Annotated in this window: 16 protein-coding genes; 10 read left to right on the forward strand and 6 right to left on the reverse strand. The window is 39.5% G+C overall.

Annotation, left to right across the window (positions count from 1 at the left end; translation table 11 throughout):
* Positions 1-20: 20 nt before the first annotated feature.
* The 3 genes from PHO71_RS00510 to PHO71_RS00520 are packed head-to-tail and all read right to left on the reverse strand — an operon-like array spanning position 21 to position 2668.
* Positions 21-992 carry a glycosyl transferase family 90 gene (locus PHO71_RS00510; protein WP_300197325.1) on the reverse strand — a complete coding sequence of 324 codons (972 nt, stop codon included), beginning with the start codon at positions 990-992 and terminating at the stop codon, positions 21-23.
* A gap of 35 nt (positions 993-1027) precedes the next feature.
* A complete protein-coding gene (locus PHO71_RS00515) occupies positions 1028-2059 on the reverse strand; it encodes a glycosyltransferase family 9 protein (RefSeq protein WP_300197327.1) in 1032 nt (343 codons plus the stop codon).
* A gap of 3 nt (positions 2060-2062) precedes the next feature.
* Positions 2063-2668: a DUF4254 domain-containing protein gene (locus tag PHO71_RS00520; RefSeq protein WP_300197329.1), complete on the reverse strand. Its 606-nt coding sequence runs from the start codon at positions 2666-2668 to the stop codon at positions 2063-2065.
* A gap of 117 nt (positions 2669-2785) precedes the next feature.
* Here PHO71_RS00520 and pdxB point away from each other — a divergent pair, with 117 nt between their 5' ends.
* Positions 2786-3838, forward strand: a complete 1053-nt coding sequence (gene pdxB, locus PHO71_RS00525) for a 4-phosphoerythronate dehydrogenase PdxB (RefSeq protein WP_300197332.1) — start codon at positions 2786-2788, stop codon at positions 3836-3838.
* 112 nt (positions 3839-3950) lie between these two features.
* Here pdxB and purN read toward each other — a convergent pair whose 3' ends face one another.
* The gene (gene purN / locus PHO71_RS00530) at positions 3951-4523 is read right to left on the reverse strand and encodes a phosphoribosylglycinamide formyltransferase (protein ID WP_300197335.1); all 573 of its coding nucleotides are present in this window, start codon (positions 4521-4523) and stop codon (positions 3951-3953) included.
* A gap of 149 nt (positions 4524-4672) precedes the next feature.
* On the opposite strand from purN, the gene PHO71_RS00535 reads away from it, so the two are divergent.
* From PHO71_RS00535 to rnc, 3 genes are read left to right on the forward strand one after another with little or no spacing between them, the layout of a single operon-like run.
* Positions 4673-4909, forward strand: coding sequence for an acyl carrier protein (locus PHO71_RS00535; RefSeq protein ID WP_025074670.1), 237 nt, complete (start codon positions 4673-4675; stop codon positions 4907-4909).
* A 17-nt stretch (positions 4910-4926) separates the two neighbouring features.
* Positions 4927-6189: a beta-ketoacyl-ACP synthase II gene (fabF, locus tag PHO71_RS00540; protein WP_300197340.1), complete on the forward strand. Its 1263-nt coding sequence runs from the start codon at positions 4927-4929 to the stop codon at positions 6187-6189.
* The gene (gene rnc, locus PHO71_RS00545) at positions 6155-7126 is read left to right on the forward strand and encodes a ribonuclease III (RefSeq protein ID WP_300197343.1); all 972 of its coding nucleotides are present in this window, start codon (positions 6155-6157) and stop codon (positions 7124-7126) included. Before fabF ends, rnc begins: the two co-directional genes overlap by 35 nt.
* Here rnc and PHO71_RS00550 read toward each other — a convergent pair.
* Positions 7068-8078 (reverse strand): ATP-dependent 6-phosphofructokinase, encoded by a 1011-nt coding sequence (locus PHO71_RS00550; RefSeq protein WP_300197346.1) that lies wholly within the window; start codon positions 8076-8078, stop codon positions 7068-7070. The genes rnc and PHO71_RS00550 overlap by 59 nt on opposite strands.
* A gap of 135 nt (positions 8079-8213) precedes the next feature.
* Between PHO71_RS00550 and PHO71_RS00555 the strand changes: the two genes are divergently transcribed.
* Positions 8214-9725 (forward strand): GH3 auxin-responsive promoter family protein, encoded by a 1512-nt coding sequence (locus tag PHO71_RS00555; RefSeq protein ID WP_300197349.1) that lies wholly within the window; start codon positions 8214-8216, stop codon positions 9723-9725.
* A 615-nt stretch (positions 9726-10340) separates the two neighbouring features.
* On the opposite strand, the gene mnmA is transcribed toward PHO71_RS00555, so the two are convergent.
* Positions 10341-11462 carry a tRNA 2-thiouridine(34) synthase MnmA gene (mnmA, locus tag PHO71_RS00560; RefSeq protein ID WP_300197352.1) on the reverse strand — a complete coding sequence of 374 codons (1122 nt, stop codon included), beginning with the start codon at positions 11460-11462 and terminating at the stop codon, positions 10341-10343.
* 52 nt (positions 11463-11514) lie between these two features.
* Between mnmA and PHO71_RS00565 the strand changes: the two genes are divergently transcribed.
* From PHO71_RS00565 to PHO71_RS00585, 5 genes are all read left to right on the forward strand, one after another.
* Positions 11515-14547, forward strand: a complete 3033-nt coding sequence (locus PHO71_RS00565) for a DEAD/DEAH box helicase (RefSeq protein WP_300197355.1) — start codon at positions 11515-11517, stop codon at positions 14545-14547.
* A 173-nt stretch (positions 14548-14720) separates the two neighbouring features.
* Positions 14721-15527 carry a Cof-type HAD-IIB family hydrolase gene (locus PHO71_RS00570; RefSeq protein WP_300197357.1) on the forward strand — a complete coding sequence of 269 codons (807 nt, stop codon included), beginning with the start codon at positions 14721-14723 and terminating at the stop codon, positions 15525-15527.
* Between the two features lie 146 nt (positions 15528-15673).
* On the forward strand, positions 15674-17155 hold the full coding sequence (cysS, locus tag PHO71_RS00575; protein ID WP_300197360.1) for a cysteine--tRNA ligase: 1482 nt from the start codon (positions 15674-15676) through the stop codon (positions 17153-17155).
* A 717-nt stretch (positions 17156-17872) separates the two neighbouring features.
* Positions 17873-18952, forward strand: a complete 1080-nt coding sequence (locus tag PHO71_RS00580) for a Gfo/Idh/MocA family oxidoreductase (protein WP_300197363.1) — start codon at positions 17873-17875, stop codon at positions 18950-18952.
* 35 nt (positions 18953-18987) lie between these two features.
* Complete coding sequence (locus PHO71_RS00585; protein ID WP_300197366.1) at positions 18988-20466, forward strand: Gfo/Idh/MocA family oxidoreductase; 1479 nt, start codon at positions 18988-18990, stop codon at positions 20464-20466.
* The last annotated feature ends 87 nt before the right edge of the window (positions 20467-20553 follow it).

Below are 20553 nucleotides of genomic sequence, written 5' to 3' on the forward strand. Positions count from 1 at the left end.
TCAATCTTCTTATCAGGACATCACTTTTTGCCTGTTATCTCAAAATATTTATTTAACACCAACAAAGATATTAAATCTTCCCGACTTTTATCCCTAAATTGCGCAACATATTCATTAGCATGCTTTATTATTTGTTGTGCTTCATCAATATGCTCAATATAATAATACAAACGAGATTCTAAATCGGAGAAATCCGGTTTTATTTCAATATAATGATAATTCGGGATTAACGTTCCTTCCATAAACCATGTCTCACAGGTAGGTCGCGGCATGACAGCAACTGAGTTAGAAGACATAATCCACTTCAAATTACTAGCCACATCATTACCTTCGATTGCTAAAATAAATTTATAATCCAAATGCTCCTTAATTGTTTTTTTCTCAGTCTGCCATTCCTGAGGATCTGTTGTATTTTTACTCACATCACCCAAATCGCACATCGGATGATGGAAATACATCTCCATAAAAACTCTACGAGAATTTTTTCCTTTCACTTTTCCCCGAAAAATGAGTTTATCTTTCTTAGCGATGAAAGGTTTTTTGTCCTTCACGTACATAAAATGACGAACCTTATCCAGTTTCATCACAATAGAGTTCTCATTATTCTCCGCCAATGGACGACTTTTTACGATGGAAGGGTACTCAGGAATGTGAGTCACATCACCTGGACAAAATCCCCATTGAAAGCTATCAGGAAACCAACGGGTATATTGATAAGTGTCAAAGAAATACACTTTCTGACCACCCATTTTATGTTCTGCAAGACGAGGAGCTGAAGAGGGCAATTGAACGAAGCCCGATAATTTGTTATAATAGTCTACGCGTTTCTCAATATATTCTCTGTCCACTCTACGGGATAAAGAAGCAAGTTTACCATGTAAACGTGTCCGGAAAAGAAATTTCGGCATCAAAAACCTCCACACATTTACTGTATAATAAATGAGTTTGGAGTTCTTTCCACTCCGTAACTTATATAAAAACTTATTCTTCATTCCTGTTCATCATAATAATAAGCATTAATCATATTTTAATGAATAATTCCCTCAATCTTTGCAATCACTTGTGCTGGTTTTATCTCCCTCAAACAAGCATAGTCACCTCGCCAACAAGGTTTCTGTCCATATACAGAACAGGGACGGCATGGCAAATCAAGCTGTACCGTATTGACAGGTAACTGTTTCCAGCCCATAAATCCGGCATATGGATGGGTTGCTCCCCAAACAGAAATAACCGGGATATTCACCAACGAAGCTAAGTGCATATTAGCCGAATCCATTGAAAGCATTACGTCCAGATGACTCATAAGATTCAACTCCGTGCGCATATTCAGTTGCCCTATCATAGAAACAACAGAAGGATATTTGGCGGTCCAAGAATCAAAAACTTCTTGTTCACTCCTACCACCTCCAAATAAGAAAACTTTAACGTTCGGATCGGCTGCAAAATGTGCGATAACTTGTTCTTGCAACTCCACCGGATAAATTTTCCCCATATGTTTGGCAAAAGGGGCAATACCGATCCACTTTTTACTCTCTTTCGCCCTTGTAACCGACTCAATTTCCGAGAAATCTCCCTTTCCTTCTCCATAAATAGAAGAAAAGTTCAACAATACCGGAAAGCCTAATGTTTCTAACACATCGGCATAACGAAGGAAAGAACTCTTTTGATTTTCTAAAACTTTATGACGACGACGAACCAGCTTTTTCTTCCCCACTCTTCCTTTGCAAATAGAAGCAACAGGAATATTAGCTAGTCGGAATCTCAAACACAAATATTTAGAACGTAATACATGATGAAAATCCGCTATATAATCAAAATGCAATGCTTTCAGTTGGGAATATAGAGAGTTAAGTCCCAATAGTCCCTTATGTTTACCAGTCAGATCGGCACCGACAAAACTGACATTCGACGGTAATCCTTCAAAAAGAGGCTGCCATACTGTACGGCTCAACACGGTTATTTCGTGCTGAGGGTATTGCGTGGCTAGTGAATGAATTACTGGAATGGTCATTGCAACATCACCGAGAGCAGAAAAACGGATAATCAGAATTCGCGCCATTTGTTATTTCTTAGCATAAAGCACCGGGTTCAATGTCGGGTCATTATACATCTTCATCTGTTTGTATACTTTCATATATTTTCTTCCAACTTCAATATCTCCCAGTAACTGGTCGATAGCGGAAGAAAGATCTTTTTTTTGCTCCAAAAGAATATTCAATTTAATTTGGCACTGAGAACGATGTTCTTCAGCCGTATCCGTACGCTCCACTTCCTGCTGCATGTGGTAAATTTTCAATGCAAGAATAGAAAGACGATCAATTGCCCATGCAGGACTTTCCGTATTAATTACAGCATCTGACAATGGCTTTACCTCCTTATATTTATCCAAAAAATAGCTATCGATCAGCTCCACCAAATCCGTACGATCCTGATTAGATTTATCAATTCTCCGTTTCAACGCCACGGCTGCCACCGGATCAATCTGAGGATCACGGATAATATCTTCAAAGTGCCATTGCACCGCATCAATCCAGTTTTTCAAATACAAATAATATTCGATTGATTTTAACTCGTAAGGATTGTTCATCGGAGCATCCACACAATCCGTCACATGATAATCGTTAGTCGATTTCCAAAAAATATCATTGCAAAGGTTACTAAATGTCATAATCTTAAGAGATTAATAGGTATATAATAGGACAAAGCTATACAATATTTTTTAGACAAGCAACCGTTTCTTACTTTTTTATTTCCTATCTTTGCTTGACTAAAAGCGGGATTGTATATGAAAATTATTATAGACAACAAGATTCCTTACATAAAAGAAGCTGTTGAAAGAATAGCAGATGAAGTCGTTTATACAGCAGGTAAAGACTTCACTCCAGAGCTGGTAAGAGATGCTGATGCTCTCATTATTCGTACTCGCACGCATTGCGATCGGGAGTTACTGGAAGGTAGCAAAGTTAAATTTATCGCAACGGCAACCATTGGCTTTGATCATATCGACACAACCTATTGCAAACAGGCCGGAATTGAATGGACAAATGCACCGGGATGCAATTCCTCTTCAGTAGCACAATACATACAATCAGTTCTTCTTATCACACAATCTTGCCTACAAAAAAAGTTAAGTGATCTGACCATTGGAGTTATCGGAGTAGGTAATGTAGGACGTAAAGTTGCAAAAATGGCAGAAGATTTTGGCATGCGTGTCTTGCTTAACGACCTACCACGAGAAGAAAAAGAAGGAAATACATCTTTTACTTCCTTATTAAAAATAGCACAAGAATGTGATATTATTACTTTTCACGTACCTTTATATAAAGAAGGTAATTACAAAACATTTCATCTGGCTAATGAAATGTTCTTTCGTTCGCTTAAACGGAAACCTTTCATCATCAATACATCTCGGGGCGAAGTAATTGAGACCAATGCTTTGTTGAAGGCATTGAAAGAGCACTTTATTTCGAATGCTGCCATTGACGTATGGGAACAGGAACCGGAGATTAACAGAGAGTTATTAGAAAAAGTAATAATTGGCACCCCGCATATTGCAGGTTATTCGGCAGATGGAAAAGCGAATGCGACTCGTATGTCTTTGGATTCAATATGTAAATTCTTCCATCTCAAAGCTGATTATGAGATCAGTGCACCAACACCAACCACTACAAATATATACGCAAAAAGCCATGAAGAAGCTTTGCTTCAAATATACAATCCGATTGAAGACAGCAACCGATTGAAAAAGCAACCAGAGTTATTTGAAGTTTTACGGGGAGATTATCCTTTAAGAAGAGAAGAAAAAGCTTATAGCATTCACCTTACTCCCAAAATCTAATGTAAGCCTGATATAAGAAACACCCTCTGAAGGTCTAACTCATATAACAGAGAATAGTACTATGTCCTACTCTCAAACCACTCTTTGCATAGACGAAAGACTTGTCAAATGCTCAAGATTCCGACAACAGTTTTTCTATTGCAAGAGGAAAACACTCATACTCCAAAGCGTGCACTTTCTTTGCCACACTCGCGGGAGAATCTTCCGGGAGCACCGGACAAGTAGCCTGAAAAATGATATTTCCCTCGTCGTAATGTTCATTAATATAATGTATGGTAATTCCGGTTTCTTTCTCACCGGCAGCTATCACCGCTTCGTGAATACGATCACCATACATTCCTTTTCCTCCAAACTTAGGTAGAAGAGCCGGGTGAATATTTATTATCTTATTGGGATAAGCATGCAAAAGCAAATCTGGTACTCGAATCAGAAAACCTGCCAGCACTACAAAATCAATATTATATTCCTGCAATACAGCCAGAATTTCGTCTCCGGCTATCCAGTCTTCTTTTGGAAACACATTACAAGGCACACCCAAACGATGTGCACGCTCCAAAACATAAGCATCACTCTTATTGGAAAGTACAAGTGATACCTGAATAAAGTCATTTTTTTGAAAATGCCGGATTATATTCTCGGCATTTGTGCCGGAACCGGAAGCGAAAATAGCGATACTTTTCCTCATTACTCATGAATTCTATGCACAAAACAGTGAAAATTGTGCAAAACCTTGCATTTAATTAGTCAAATATTTGCGCAAAACGATAAATATTCATTCCTTTGCACCGCAAATTTAAAGAAATAAAACTAATTATTAATTAAAAACTTAAAGTTATGTCTGAAATTGCATCAAGAGTAAAAGGGATTATCGTTGATAAATTAGGCGTAGAAGAGTCCGAGGTTACTAACGAAGCAAGCTTTACTAACGACCTGGGAGCAGATTCTCTTGACACTGTAGAACTTATCATGGAATTCGAAAAAGAATTCGGTATCTCTATTCCAGATGACCAAGCTGAAAAAATTGGTACTGTAGGTGATGCTGTATCTTATATCGAAGAACACGCTAAGTAATCATTCTATTCACCAATATGGAATTAAAAAGAGTGGTAGTAACAGGCCTCGGCGCCATTACTCCCGTTGGCAATAGTGTACCCGAATTTTGGGAAAACTTAGTGAACGGGGTTAGTGGAGCAGAGCCTATTACTCATTTTGATGCGTCGCTGTTCAAGACTCAATTCGCATGTGAAGTGAAAAACTTCGACGTGACGAAATATATCGACCGAAAAGAAGCAAGAAAGATGGACTTGTATACACACTATGCCATCGCTGTAGCTAAAGAAGCGGTAGATGACGCCGGTCTTGACACTGAAAAAGAAGACCTAAACAGAATCGGCGTTATTTTCGGTGCCGGTATCGGTGGTATACATACATTTGAAGAAGAAGTAGGTAACTACTATACCCGTAAGGAAATGGGTCCGAAATTTAATCCGTTCTTCATCCCAAAGATGATTTCGGATATTGCAGCCGGACAAATTTCTATTATGTATGGCTTCCACGGTCCTAATTATGCGACTTGTTCAGCATGTGCTACTTCTACCAATGCTATTGCAGATGCTTTCAACCTGATTCGTCTGGGCAAAGCAAACATTATAGTATCCGGTGGTTCTGAGGCAGCTATCTTCCCTGCGGGTGTAGGTGGCTTCAATGCTATGCACGCTCTATCAACCCGTAATGACGATCCAACGAGAGCTTCGCGCCCGTTCAGTGCAAGCCGTGATGGCTTTGTTATGGGCGAAGGTGGTGGTTGCTTGATTCTGGAAGAACTGGAACACGCTAAAGCTCGCGGTGCTAAAATCTATGCGGAAGTTGCCGGTGTAGGAATGTCTGCTGATGCTCATCACCTGACTGCTTCCCACCCGGAAGGTCTTGGAGCTAAACTAGTGATGATAAATGCACTGGAAGATGCAGAAATAGATCCGAAAGAAGTAGATTACATTAATGTACACGGAACCTCTACTCCGGTAGGTGATATTTCCGAAGCAAAAGCGATTAAAGAAGTATTCGGTGACCATGCTTATGAGCTGAATATCAGTTCGACTAAATCTATGACAGGTCACTTGCTGGGTGCTGCTGGTGCAGTAGAATCTATTGCAAGTATTCTTGCCATCAAGAACGGTATTGTTCCTCCGACTATCAACCACGAAGAAGGTGACAACGACGAAAACATCGATTATGACCTTAATTTCACGTTCAATAAAGCTCAGAAACGCGAAGTTAATGTTGCTTTATCCAATACATTTGGATTCGGCGGTCATAATGCATGTGTTATCTTCAAGAAATACGCTGAGTAAAATCGTGTTACGTAACAAAATAGATAAGATAAGGCTCTTGTTCCATAGGGACAAAGAGTCTTATCTTTGTTTTTATCGGATACTCGGATTCTATCCACGTAATATTAATATCTACGAACAAGCACTTTTGCACAAATCAACTTCTCTCCGTTCGGATAAAGGACGACCTTTGAACAATGAACGATTGGAGTTTCTGGGCGATGCCATTCTCGATGCCATCGTAGGAGATATTGTTTATAAGCGCTTTGATGGGAAACGAGAAGGCTTTCTGACAAACACACGTTCTAAAATCGTACAGCGGGAGACTTTAAATAAACTTGCCGTAGAAATCGGCTTGGATAAACTTATCAAGTATTCCACACGTTCGTCCTCTCACAATAGTTATATGTATGGCAACGCCTTCGAAGCATTTATCGGTGCCATTTATCTGGATCAGGGATATGAACGCTGCAAACAGTTTATGGAGCAACAGATTATAAACCGATATATCGATTTGGACATAATATCACGCAAAGAAGTAAACTTCAAATCGAAGCTCATTGAATGGAGTCAGAAAAACAAAATGGAGGTTTCTTTCGAATTGATAGAACAATTTCTCGACCGCGACAGCAACCCTGTTTTCCAAACTGAGATACATATTGAAGGACTTCCGGCGGGCACAGGTAGCGGGTATTCAAAAAAAGAGTCTCAGCAGAATGCCGCTCAAATGGCCATCAAGAAAGTAAAAGAGTCCGCATTTATAGAGGCCGTCAATGAGGCTAAAACCTTCCGTACTTCACCTCAGACAGAAGTGATAACAGAGCAAGAAACAGCTGAGCTAAAAAATGAATTGCCACAAGACGAAATATCATTCAATCCCAGTGAAGTTATAGCAGATCCTAACCAAAACAAATCCCCATACGACGACCTTGAATCACCAGATCGTGATCTTCAGTAACTAATTTCAGTTTACCCGCGACTTCTTCAAGAGGAATAGACGAAATATCATTTCCCTGTAAAGACACCATACGTCCGAATTGGCCATTTGCAATAAGTTCTGTAGCATGACCACCCATCCGCGTAGAAAGATTACGATCGAAAGGAGTAGGCGAACCGCCCCGTTGAATATACCCTAGTACAGTTTCACGAGTTTCAATAGCAGTTTCATATTCTATTTCCTGAGCAATATATTCAGCTGCACGCTTACCTCCGTCGGTCTGAATGCCTTCGGCCACAACCACAATAGAGTAAGGCTTTCCCTTTTTCAGTCTCTCCAGAATCGTATTTCCGATAGCCTTTATATTATATGGAATCTCAGGCACAAGAATCACATCACCCCCACCTGCCATACCTGAATACAAAGCAATCCATCCTGCTTTATGCCCCATCACCTCAATTACCATCACTCTTTTATGAGAACTTGCAGTAGAATGCAGCCGGTCGATTGCATCCGTAGCAATACTTACTGCAGAGTCGAACCCGAAGGAAATATCCGTTCCCCAAATATCATTGTCAATCGTTTTGGGCACAGATACAATATTTACTCCCATAGCGGCAAACTTAGCCGCTGTTTTCTGAGTTCCATTTCCTCCGATACAAACCACACAATCCAATCCCATCTCTTGGATATTATGTAGAATAAGACTCGGTTTATCAACATCCGAAACGACTCCTCCTTTCTTAAAAGGCTTTTCGCGGGAAGTACCCAACATTGTCCCACCGAGATTGAGCAATCCTGATAACGATTTATCTGTAAAAGACTCCACATCTTTTGTTAATAAGCCCTGAAAGCCGCTATGAATACCTATCACTTCCATTCCATAATAATTAATAGCTGTTTTGCAAACACCACGAATTGTGGCATTTATACCTGGACAGTCTCCTCCAGAAGTAAGGATTCCAATTCTCATTGTCGTTTTTTTTAGTCAGAAACTCGGGGATTATATGAAACTCGTTAATTTTAACGATTATTTCCGACGTAAAGATAGAAAAAAAAGATAAATAAGGTTACTTTTGCACGACTAAACATATATGTTAAAACAGAAATGAATATTACAAAAATCATAAGTAAGACTTTCGATTCCCGTTTAAAACAAATAGATCTTTACGCTACTCAAGCTAGCGATATACAGCACCGGGTGCTGAACCGTCTGACCACCCAAGCTGCTCAAACAGAATGGGGCAGAGAATATGATTATTCCTCTATCCGCAGTTATGAAGATTTCAGAAAACGTGTCCCAATACAGACATACGAAGAGATTAAACCGTATGTAGAACGTTTACGTGCGGGAGAACAAAATTTGCTTTGGTCATCAGAAATCCGTTGGTTTGCCAAATCATCTGGAACAACCAATGATAAAAGTAAATATCTTCCCGTCAGCAAAGAGGCATTAGAGGATATTCACTACAGAGGCGGCAAAGATGCTGCCGCACTTTATTTCCGTATTAACCCAGATAGTCATTTCTTCTCTGGAAAAGGATTGATTTTGGGTGGCAGTCACAGCCCAAATTTGAATTCCAATCATAGTTTAGTAGGCGATCTGTCGGCTATTCTTATTCAAAATGTCAATCCACTGATTAATTTTATCCGTGTCCCAAGCAAAAAGATTGCGTTGATGAGTGAATGGGAGACAAAAATTGAAGCAATAGCCAATAGCACCATCCCTATGAATGTAACCAATTTATCAGGTGTACCTTCATGGATGCTAGTACTCATTAAACGTATTCTCGAAAAGACAGGAAAAAAGACATTGGAAGAAGTATGGCCCAACCTTGAGGTATTTTTCCATGGTGGAGTTGCCTTTACTCCTTACCGTGAACAATATAAGCAGGTAATTCATTCTCCCAAAATGCATTATGTAGAGACTTATAATGCTTCCGAAGGGTATTTCGGTACACAAAACGATCTTTCTGATCCGGCTATGCTATTGATGATCGATTACGGAATCTTCTATGAGTTTATTCCACTGGAAGAGGTTGGTAAGGAAAACCCACGTGTATACTGTCTGGAAGAAGTAGAACTCAACAAAAATTATGCTCTGGTTATTTCTACCTCCTGTGGTTTATGGCGATATATGATCGGCGACACAGTGAAGTTCACCAGCAAAAATCCATATAAGTTTGTCATCACGGGACGAACTAAGCATTTTATCAATGCTTTTGGTGAAGAATTGATCGTTGATAACGCTGAAAAGGGATTAGCGAAAGCTTGTGCAGCTACGGGAGCTCAAGTAAGCGAATATACAGCAGCACCGGTTTTTATGGACGAGCACGCCAAATGCCGCCATCAATGGTTGATTGAATTTGCCAAGATGCCGGATTCGGTCGAAAAATTTGCAGCTATACTAGATGCTACACTGAAAGAATTGAACTCTGACTATGAAGCAAAACGTTGGAAAGATATTGCTTTACAGCCTTTGGAAGTAATTATTGCCCGACCGGAATTGTTTCATGATTGGCTGGCACAGAAAGGAAAATTGGGCGGACAACATAAAGTGCCCAGATTAAGTAACACACGAGAATATATTGAGCAAATGTTACTTCTCAACAACAAATAGTAATTAAGATATATCGAAAAAGCTATTATGCTATAAAGACAAATCACTAATAATATTCACAGTTAAAGTAAGTTCCAATAGATGGTATTTTTAGTTTCAGGCTTTGAAATTAAAAGTTTCGTCTATTGGAACTACTTTTTTCATGGTCTTGTAACAATGTGTTTCACACTATGAAACACATTGTTACAAGACCATGAAAAAAAGTATGTTCAAGCGTTGAAACGCTTTGAAATAAGGATTAATCACTAACAAAGTAAATCAAAACTATATTTTATATCGGCAAGATGATCAAATTACACAATATTCGACTAAAAAGGACAGGCCATTTTCAGTCAAACATAGAGTATTAATAACTGTTCCGTAAAGTATTAATAGTTATCATGTAGGGTATTAATAGTTATCATGTAGAGTATTAATAGCTATCAAATAGAAATTTAATAGTTGATAATCAGAATATTAAAGCTAAGAACACTGTCAGAAATGACAGTGAGGGCAAATGGTTGCTCCCACTCCGCCACCATAGTTGCTCTAATGATTGAAACTACTATGAATAAAGGGATTGAAGCAGTAAATGAGAGTGTGAGAGCAAATAGTGATGCAAAATCATTTTAGCTGTCAGCGAGAGGATACAATTATCCCTCCTCCTAATAACAATCCATCATCATAAAATGCGGCAGCTTGTCCGGGCACGACAGCAGCCAGTGGCTCGTGGAGATGTATATGCAATAAATTATCAGAAGTTATAGAAACCGTACAACGGTTTTCTTGTTTACGATATCGTATTTTCACAATAACATCAGGGTTATTCAACAAACGTTCTTCATTTACAATATTCCAATCCTTCAAAAACATCTCGTTTTTTTCCAAAGCCTGAAGAGAAGAAAGAACGACTTCATTGGTTTCAGGGAAAATTTCTTTCACAAAGACAGGACAATTTAAATGAACTCCCAATCCCCTTCGTTGTCCAATAGTATAAAAAGGATAACCTTCGTGCCATCCGATAAAATTTCCTTTTTCATCGACAAATCTACCACGTTTCAATCTTCCAGACCAAGAAAGATCATTTCTATCCTGACCCCAATCATTCGTTACCCGCGATTGACTATCATCTCTTATTAACCATTCTTTTAAGAAGCTCCTGTAGTCCATCGGGCAAAAACAAACGCCTAGACTATCTTTTTTCACGGCTACTTTTCGAAATCCATGTTCAGCAGCAAAAGCCCTTGCTTCAACCTTAGTTATATCTCCCATAGGCAGCAACATTCTTTGAAGGATATCTTGTTTCAATCCCCATAAAAAGAAAGTTTGATCTTTGTCCGAATCGGCGGCATAAGTTATATAATAGGTGTTTTCCTTCTTGATCTTACGTACATAATGTCCGGTAGCAATATAAAAAATCCCCATTTCATCGGCAATTCCAGCAAGTAATGGCCACTTTAACTGATTATTACATAATGTACAAGGAACAGGCGTATGTCCTGACATATATTCCTGCACAAAATATTCAATAATTTGTATGCGGAATACCTCCCTCGCGTCATAAGTAATATGTTGTATTCCCAAACATTCCGCTAAATTACGGGCATCCTCCAGATATTCGGTAGAATCATTTAATTCATAAAAACGAAAGGTCACACCAGTCACCTCATATCCGGCCTCCAGCAGTCGTATTGCAGCGACAGAGCTATCTGTTCCACCACTCATACCCAACAACACACGTTTGTTTTCCTCCATCATGCTGCAAAATTAAGTATTTTCGCGTATCTTTGTTCATTCAAGCCTAAAGAGAATGAAAGAGAAAACGACTATCGGACAAGTTATCATCGTCTTTACTGAGCATCCCGTACTCGGTGCGCTACTAATCCCATACATTGCTGAGAAACGAGACGATGCAACAGTACATTTGATAGAACAAGCTTTTCATGCCTCTAATGAAGCTATGGCATCTATGTATGATGCCGAACGCCAAGCTATTGAGATCGCCTCCCATTATACAGAAAAGTACCTAATGGGTGTTTACTCACGAGAGAAAACGGTATCTCATTTCCTTCGTAAGTTATCCGAAGATCCAGATCGATTGAAAAACAATATCCGCCCATTCATCGAGAAAAAGCTTCTTGAAATGCTGGAAGTGATTAGAAAAAACAATCTTCCTTTTTATCAAAAGCCGGCCGGAAGTAAAATATTATATGCTCACCACGCCTATCATATTCATCCGGACGATGTAGAAATTCGTTTCACATTTCATATGGACGAGAAGATTTTTAGATATCAACTACAGTGTTTTTACAAAGGGCAGCCATTTTCTTTAAGTGAACAAAAGCCTGTTATTGTACTGACTTCTTCCCCCTCGACTTTATTGTTAGGTATGGAACTATACTTTTTTCCTCACATTGAAAGCACACGAATTTTGCCTTTTACAAAAAAGAGATCAATTAGTGTAGATATTTCCCAGGTAGAGAAGTATATTGACAATATCGTGATACCGATTGCACGTTATCATGATATTACCACACACGGTCTGGATATTATTGAAGAGAAATATCATTGCCAGGCAGCACTTATCCTCGAAGATACAGTCTATGACGAACAATTGCTAAAACTTAACTTTCATTATGGTGATCAATCGTTTGCACCGGATTTTAACAATGAAATAAAAAAGATCGTTTATCGGAAAAAATCCGGTGAAATCGTGTTTTTCCAACGCCATACTGCTTCTGAAAAGAGAGCACTCCAATTGCTGACCAGGTCCGGTTTACAACAAATCAGCGATGTACACTTCAAGTTGTCACCAAATAGTGTTGAGAAAACAATAACCGAATGGATTTATCAAAACAGAGAAATGCTGCAACACTCTTTCCTCCTCACCAGCAATAGGAAAAACACATCTTATTGCCTGAATGAACTCCGTATCGAGCAGAGTTGTGACGATGAACCGGATTGGTTTGAACTGCATATCAATGTAATCATTGGTACGATGAAAATTCCTTTTGCACGTTTCCGCAAACATATTCTTGAAGAACGAAAAGAGTTTTTATTACCCAACGGACAAATATTCCTTATACCGGACGAATGGTTTAGCAAATATGGCAACCTTATGGAAATGGGAATTCAAACGGAAAAAGGGATACGTTTGAAACACACATTCATTGGTGCTGTACAATCTGCCTTAGACGAAAATGGATTAAAGAAGTTTCCTAATAAAAGCCAGGTTATTAACATTCCCGTTCCGGACGGACTCAAAGCTCAACTACGCCCCTATCAACAGAAAGGATTCTCATGGATGCTACAGCTTTACGAACAAGGATTTGGTGGATGTCTGGCTGACGATATGGGACTTGGAAAGACACTCCAGACTTTAACCTTGCTACAACATATTTATAAGCCGCTTATTTCGGATACAAATATACCCGAAACAGTAAGCATTCCAACACTACCCGTTGAGAAGGAAGAACCAATAAGTGATTCAACAGGACAATTCTCTTTATTCGCCTTCAATACTGAAGACGAATTATTACCGGATGCTTGTGAAATCAGAAAAAAAAAGATAACCATAACAGATCCCCGTCCGAGAAAGAAAGAAACACCCCGAAAACCGGCAACACTTATTGTCGTACCTACCTCCTTGCTCCACAACTGGCACAGAGAAGCCAAACGTTTCACAACGCTTTCAATGGCAGAATACAATAGCACGACAGTTATTTCAAAAGAACATCCCGAAAGATTTTTCGGACATTTCCATCTGATATTTACTACGTATGGCATGATGCGAAACAACATAGACATACTCCGTTCCTACTGCTTCGAATACATAGTACTTGACGAAAGCCAAAATATAAAAAACAGTGATTCACTTACATTTCGCTCCACCATTCAGCTACAAGGTAAACACCGGTTAGTACTGACTGGCACTCCCATCGAAAATTCACTTAAAGATTTATGGGCACAATTCCGTTTTCTGCAACCAGACTTATTAGGTGAAGAGAATATTTTCCATAAACAGTTTATTGTGCCTATCCGTCAAGGTAATACACGTCTGGAAGGACGATTACAACAATTGATTTCTCCTTTTATATTAAGAAGAAACAAAAAAGAAGTAGCTCCGGAACTTCCGCCACTAACGGAAGAAACGATTTACTGCGAAATGACCGAAGAACAGCATAGTTGCTATGAACTAGAAAAGAACAGCCTGCGCAATATACTCCTGCGACAATCTCACCATACTGACAGACTGCACTCTTTCAGTATATTAAACGGCATCTTGCGTCTCCGCCAGCTTTCTTGTCATCCCCACCTCGTTTTCCCCGATTTCAACGGCATATCCGGGAAAATGGAACAGATTATCGAAACATTCGACACTCTACAAAGTGAAGGGCATAAAGTTCTCATATTCTCTTCCTTTGTACAACACCTGGAACTTATAGCCGAAGTTTTCCAGCAACGGAACTGGAAATATGCCTTACTGACAGGTTCCACCAATAATCGTCCATCCGAAATTGCCCATTTCACCGATCAAAAGGACGTACAAGCATTTCTCATATCCTTAAAAGCAGGTGGCGTAGGACTCAATCTTACAGAAGCCGATTATGTATTTATCATCGATCCATGGTGGAATCCGGCTGCCGAAGCACAAGCCATTGCACGTGCCCACCGCATCGGTCAGGACAAACAAGTAATTGCATACCGTTTCATCACTCAAAACAGTATCGAAGAGAAAATTCTCCACCTGCAAGCCGAGAAACGAAAATTAGCGGAAACATTTATTACAGACAGTGACGATCTACCTGTATTAACCAGCAAAGAATGGGCAGACTTACTGTAAGAATGACTGAAATTAACCATCCAATCAAAGCCTATGGAATATATCAGTCGATTCTCGTATTACACTATCTAAGTAAGAAATCATTCAACCGTTTCAAAAAAAGAGGCAACTTTCCATACACAGTCTTGCAGCAACACTTTTTTACTTTATCTTTGTACCCAAAATAACACAGCATGAGATATAAACTTATCGTACTCGACCTTGACGGCACACTCACTAACTCTAAAAAAGAAATTACTCCTCGCAACCGGGAAACATTAATACGTATGCAACAACAAGGTATCCGGCTGGTTTTAGCTTCCGGACGACCTACTTATGGTATTGTCCCTTTGGCAAATGAACTACGTATGGATGAATTCGGAGGATTTATCTTATCCTACAACGGAGGAGAAATTATTAACTGGGAAACTAAAGAAATGATATACGAGAATGTATTACCGAATGAAGTCATTCCGGTACTTTACGAATGTGCACGTACTTATCATCTCAGCATACTAACTTATGACGGCGCAGATATTGTAACCGAAAATTCCCGGGACCCTTACGTACAAAAAGAAGCTTTTCTCAATAAAATGAATATTAGGGAAACAAATGATTTTCTTACGGACATCACTTTACCAGTCGCCAAATGCCTGATTGTGGGAGATGCAGACAAGTTGATTCCACTAGAATCAGAATTGTGCATTCGCTTACAAGGCAAAATCAACGTTTTCCGTTCAGAACCCTATTTTCTCGAATTAGTTCCGCAAGGCATCGACAAAGCCTTATCTCTTGCCATCTTATTGAAACAAACCGGCATTGAGCGCCAAGAAGTAATAGCAATAGGTGACGGATATAATGACCTATCCATGATAAAGTTTGCAGGACTAGGCATCGCAATGGGCAATGCACAGGAACCCGTAAAAAAAGCAGCCAATTACATTACCTTGACCAATGAGGAAGACGGAGTAGCCGAAGCCATTGAACACTTTTTTCAATAAGAAAAAATAGTTTGTTCCAATAAAAGAAAAAGCTACTTCCGATTAATAAACCATAAAAGAACAATAAACAATCGTCTTTAGGATACGTTACATATCCAGATTTTATTCTAACTTTGCAAATCCAATTGAATAAATATCAAAATGTTATGGAACATCAATTTACCATTTACAACACGTTAGATAGAAAGAAAGAACAGTTTGTACCGCTTCACGCTCCACACGTTGGAATGTATGTCTGCGGACCGACCGTTTACGGTGATGCCCATCTCGGACACGCTCGTCCTGCTATTACATTCGATGTACTCTTCCGTTACCTGACACATATAGGATATAAAGTTCGTTATGTACGCAACATTACAGATGTAGGCCATCTGGAGCATGATGCTGACGAAGGGGAAGATAAAATCGCCAAGAAAGCGCGTCTGGAAGAATTGGAACCGATGGAAGTAGTTCAGTATTATCTGAACCGTTATCATAAAGCAATGGAAGAACTCAACGTACTCTCTCCAAGCATCGAACCGCACGCTTCGGGTCATATTATCGAGCAGATTCAGCTCGTACAGAAGATTCTGGATGCAGGTTATGCCTATGAAAGCGAAGGTTCCGTATACTTCGACGTTGCCAAATACAATAAAGACTACCATTACGGCAAATTATCCGGTCGTAACCTGGATGACGTATTGAATACTACCCGCGATCTTGACGGTCAAAGTGAAAAGCGTAATCCTGCCGACTTCGCTCTGTGGAAGAAAGCACAACCGGAACATATCATGCGCTGGCCTTCTCCCTGGAGTGATGGTTTCCCCGGATGGCACGCCGAATGTACAGCTATGGGACGTAAGTACCTGGGTGAGCATTTCGACATACATGGTGGAGGTATGGACCTGATCTTCCCACACCATGAATGCGAGATTGCACAGTCAGTAGCTTCGCAAGGTGACGATATGGTTCACTACTGGATGCATAACAATATGATCACCATCAATGGAACGAAAATGGGCAAATCACTTGGAAACTTCATTACACTGGATGAATTCTTCACAGGTACTCATAAGTTATTGGCACAAGCTTATACTCCGATGACCATTCGTTTCTTCATTCTGCAAGCTCACTACCGTAGCACAGTCGATTTCAGTAACGAGGCACTACAAGCTTCGGAAAAAGGATTATTGCGTTTGATGGAAGCTGTAGAAGGACTAAGAAAAATCACACCTGCCACGGCTACTTCAGAAGGAATCAACATAAAAGAGATTCGTGAGAAATGTTATGAGGCGATGAATGATGACCTGAACACTCCGATTGTTATTGCACAACTCTTTGAAGGAGCACGTATCATCAACAATGTTATCGCCGGCAATGCAACTATCTCTGCCGAAGATTTGAAAGAACTGAAAGATACTTTCCACTTATTCTGCTTCGATATCATGGGATTAAAAGAAGAAAAAGGTTCTTCTGATGGTCGTGAAGCCGCTTACGGCAAAGTAGTAGATATGCTGCTGGCACAACGTATGAAAGCGAAAGCTAATAAGGATTGGACTACTTCTGATGAAATCCGTAATACTTTAACCGCACTTGGTTTTGAGATAAAAGACACAAAAGACGGTTTTGAATGGAGACTGAATAAATAAGAAGCATACCACTACTAAAAACATAAAAATTCCCTTCATTTCACTTCTGATATCAGAATAGGAATGAAGGGAATCTTATTTATAACAGATACTGCGAACCAGATATAAAACAAAGAAACTACCTCTTTTAATAGGATTTGCTATTTTTTCCATAATACTTCATCATTGGTAATATACCATGTTTTATCATTATCATTGCTACCTTAATAAAAGGGATAAGTCCGTCCAAATCATGAAATAGATGGGGATGTGCGGATTCACTTGAATTCCACTCTCACGGTTTGCCATTTGCAACAAAAGGTTCTCCAAATCTCTTTTACGCATTAACACTTCAAGGAAGTAAAAATCAGTATAGCTAAGTGAGGTACCAATCTTAATTGATTAACGAATACGCATTATAGCTACCCCCTGTTCTTCATGAAAAGAAAGATTTAAAAACATTATTTTAGGAAAAAGACAAAAACAGGTCTAAAAAAGTAGATGAAATGGCGATTTTTTGATTATAACCAATCTACATTTTTTCGATATTATTTCCACTCAACACATTGATTATAAATATTTTAATAAATGCACCCATCTACACAAACCCATATACAGTAAATAAAGTAGCTATGATTCCATTATTTTTGTGATGCAATCTTTTAAAAGCGATCAAGGCTTTTGAGAAATATATAATAAGATACTTATAATCATATATCATAGAAAAATATCAAAATCATGGGAACTACACGGATTAGAGTTGGGCTTATAGGCTTTGGCAGAATGGGAGGCTTCTACTTGCAAGAAATGCAGAAAAGTGGAAGATGGGATGTAGCTTACATCTGTGACGTAGATCCAGAAGCAAGAAAACTTGCAGAAAAGCTTTCTCCTGAATCTCAGGTGGTAGCTGACGAGCTATTAGTATTTAAAGATGAAAGTGTACAAGTTGTAGCACTTTGCACGTTAGCGAATTTCCGAAAAGAACAGATAGAAAAGGCTATTCAATATGGAAAACATATCATATCTGAAAAGCCGATTGCTGATACAGTAGAAAGAGAATGGGACGTCGTTAATATGACAGAACGGTCAAATGTACTTTCTACCGTTAATTTATATCTTCATAATTCATGGTACCACCACCAGATGAAACAATTCATCGAGGAAGGTGAACTAGGCGAATTGGCTATTATCCGAATTTGCCACATGACTCCGGGTCTTGCACCGGGAGAAGGACATGAATATGAAGGTCCTTCATTCCACGACTGTGGTATGCACTATGTGGATATAGCACATTGGTATGCCGGAAGTAACTACAAAACCTGGCACGCACAAGCTATCGATATGTGGAGCTACAAAGAGCCATGGTGGGTACAGTGTCACGGAACCTTCGAGAATGGAATCGTTTTTGATATCACACAAGGATTTGTATACGGCCAGCTCTCAAAGGATCAGACACACAACTCATATGTCGATTTAATTGGAACGAAAGGTATCGTTCGAATGACACACGATTTTAAAACGGCCGTGGTCGATTTGCATGGAGTCAATAAAACACTCCGGATAGAAAAGCCATTCGGCGGAAAGAATATTGATGTGATGTGTGACTTGTTCGCCGACAGTATCGAGCAAGGTAAATTATCACCTCAACTCCCGACATTACGCGACTCTGCAATCGCATCTGAATATGCATGGAAGTTCTTACGGGATGCAAAATCACATGAGTTACCAGCTATCGGTACTCTGGACACCCTTGAACAGATTCGCGAAAGAAGACGTACAATGAAAAACGGCTATGGACTACTAAGAAACAATCGTTAATTTATATTTATAAACAACTTTAAATGTAGAAAATCATGTCAAACATTTCAAGAAGAGACTTTCTGAAGACAGGAGCTGCTGCACTTGCAGGTATAACAATTGCTCCAAGTACTATTTTGGGTAAGAGTCATGGACACGCTGCTCCATCAGACAAAATGAACCTTGTTGCCGTTGGTATCGGCGGTATGGGACACGCAAACATTAACGCAGTAAAAGGCACAGAAAATATTATCGGACTCTGTGACGTAGACTGGAAATATGCTAAGGGTGTATTTGATGAATTCCCAAAAGCTAAAAAATACTATGACTATCGTAAAATGTACGATGAAATGGGCAAATCTATCGATGGTGTTATCATCGCTACTGCTGACCATACTCACGCTATCATTACAGCTGATGCTATGACAATGGGCAAACACGTATATTGCCAGAAACCATTGACACACTCAGTTTACGAATCTCGTTTGCTTACTAATCTGGCTGCTTCTACAGGAGTAGTAACTCAGATGGGTAACCAAGGTTCATCAGGTCAAGGTACCGACCTTGTTTGCGAATGGATATGGAATGGAGAAATTGGTGATATTACTAAAGTAGAATGTGCTACTGACCGTCCTATATGGCCTCAAGGATTGAATGCTCCGGAAAAAGAAGATAAGATTCCTAGCACATTGAATTGGGATTTGTTTACCGGTCCTGCAAAACTGAATCCGTACAACTCTATTTATCATCCTTGGAACTGGCGCGGATGGTGGGATTATGGAACAGGCGCATTGGGCGATATGGCTTGTCACATTTTACACCAACCATTCAAAGCTTTGAAACTGAAATACCCAACATTAGTTGAAGGTTCATCTACGCTATTATTGAATGCATGTGCTCCGCAAGCGCAACATGTTAAAATGATTTTCCCTGCACGTGACAATATGGCGAAAGTAGCCATGCCGGAAGTAGAAATACATTGGTATGATGGCGGTATGATGCCTGATCGTCCGAAAGGTTTCCCTCAAGGAAAACAATTAATGGGCCCTGGTGGTGGTCTTACCATTTTCCACGGAACAAAAGATACATTAATTTGCGGTTGCTACGGCGAAGAACCATTCTTGTTGTCAGGTCGTGTTCCTAATGCTCCTAAGGTTTGCCGTCGCGTAACTACATCTCACGAAATGGACTGGGTTCGCGCTTGTAAAGAAAGCCCTTCAAACCGTGTTATGACTAAATCTGACTTCTCAGAAGCAGGTCCGTTCAATGAAATGATTGCAATGGGTGTATTGGCAATCCGTTTACAGGCTCTGAACAAACAATTGGCATGGGACGGTGTGAATATGAAATTCACTAATATCGGAGACAATGAAACAGTTAAAACTTGTATCAAAGACGGCTTCACTATCCATGATGGTCATCCTTCTTTCAACAAGTCTTGGACTGAGCCAATGAACGCTCAACAGCTTGCAGCCGAATTGATTAAGCATACATATCGCGATGGCTGGAAATTGCCTGATATGCCTAAAATTTAATAGATAAACTATTAGAGTATAACGAAACAATGTAACTACTCAGGTAAACGATTGTCATTCTGTTTATCTGAGTAGTTATAAAATAAT

The sequence above is a fragment of the Bacteroides sp. genome (assembly GCF_028690125.1).
Taxonomy (GTDB): domain Bacteria; phylum Bacteroidota; class Bacteroidia; order Bacteroidales; family Bacteroidaceae; genus Bacteroides.

Bases quoted from the DNA above. Each gene is read 5' to 3' on its own strand.
- PHO71_RS00510 (WP_300197325.1), bottom strand. From the start codon at position 992: ATGAAGAATAAGTTTTTATATAAGTTACGGAGTGGAAAGAACTCCAAA.
- PHO71_RS00515 (WP_300197327.1), bottom strand. From the start codon at position 2,059: ATGGCGCGAATTCTGATTATCCGTTTTTCTGCTCTCGGTGATGTTGCA.
- PHO71_RS00520 (WP_300197329.1), bottom strand. From the start codon at position 2,668: ATGACATTTAGTAACCTTTGCAATGATATTTTTTGGAAATCGACTAAC.
- pdxB (WP_300197332.1), top strand. From the start codon at position 2,786: ATGAAAATTATTATAGACAACAAGATTCCTTACATAAAAGAAGCTGTT.
- purN (WP_300197335.1), bottom strand. From the start codon at position 4,523: ATGAGGAAAAGTATCGCTATTTTCGCTTCCGGTTCCGGCACAAATGCC.
- PHO71_RS00535 (WP_025074670.1), top strand. From the start codon at position 4,673: ATGTCTGAAATTGCATCAAGAGTAAAAGGGATTATCGTTGATAAATTA.
- fabF (WP_300197340.1), top strand. From the start codon at position 4,927: ATGGAATTAAAAAGAGTGGTAGTAACAGGCCTCGGCGCCATTACTCCC.
- rnc (WP_300197343.1), top strand. From the start codon at position 6,155: ATGCATGTGTTATCTTCAAGAAATACGCTGAGTAAAATCGTGTTACGT.
- PHO71_RS00550 (WP_300197346.1), bottom strand. From the start codon at position 8,078: ATGAGAATTGGAATCCTTACTTCTGGAGGAGACTGTCCAGGTATAAAT.
- PHO71_RS00555 (WP_300197349.1), top strand. From the start codon at position 8,214: ATGAATATTACAAAAATCATAAGTAAGACTTTCGATTCCCGTTTAAAA.
- mnmA (WP_300197352.1), bottom strand. From the start codon at position 11,462: ATGATGGAGGAAAACAAACGTGTGTTGTTGGGTATGAGTGGTGGAACA.
- PHO71_RS00565 (WP_300197355.1), top strand. From the start codon at position 11,515: ATGAAAGAGAAAACGACTATCGGACAAGTTATCATCGTCTTTACTGAG.
- PHO71_RS00570 (WP_300197357.1), top strand. From the start codon at position 14,721: ATGAGATATAAACTTATCGTACTCGACCTTGACGGCACACTCACTAAC.
- cysS (WP_300197360.1), top strand. From the start codon at position 15,674: ATGGAACATCAATTTACCATTTACAACACGTTAGATAGAAAGAAAGAA.
- PHO71_RS00580 (WP_300197363.1), top strand. From the start codon at position 17,873: ATGGGAACTACACGGATTAGAGTTGGGCTTATAGGCTTTGGCAGAATG.
- PHO71_RS00585 (WP_300197366.1), top strand. From the start codon at position 18,988: ATGTCAAACATTTCAAGAAGAGACTTTCTGAAGACAGGAGCTGCTGCA.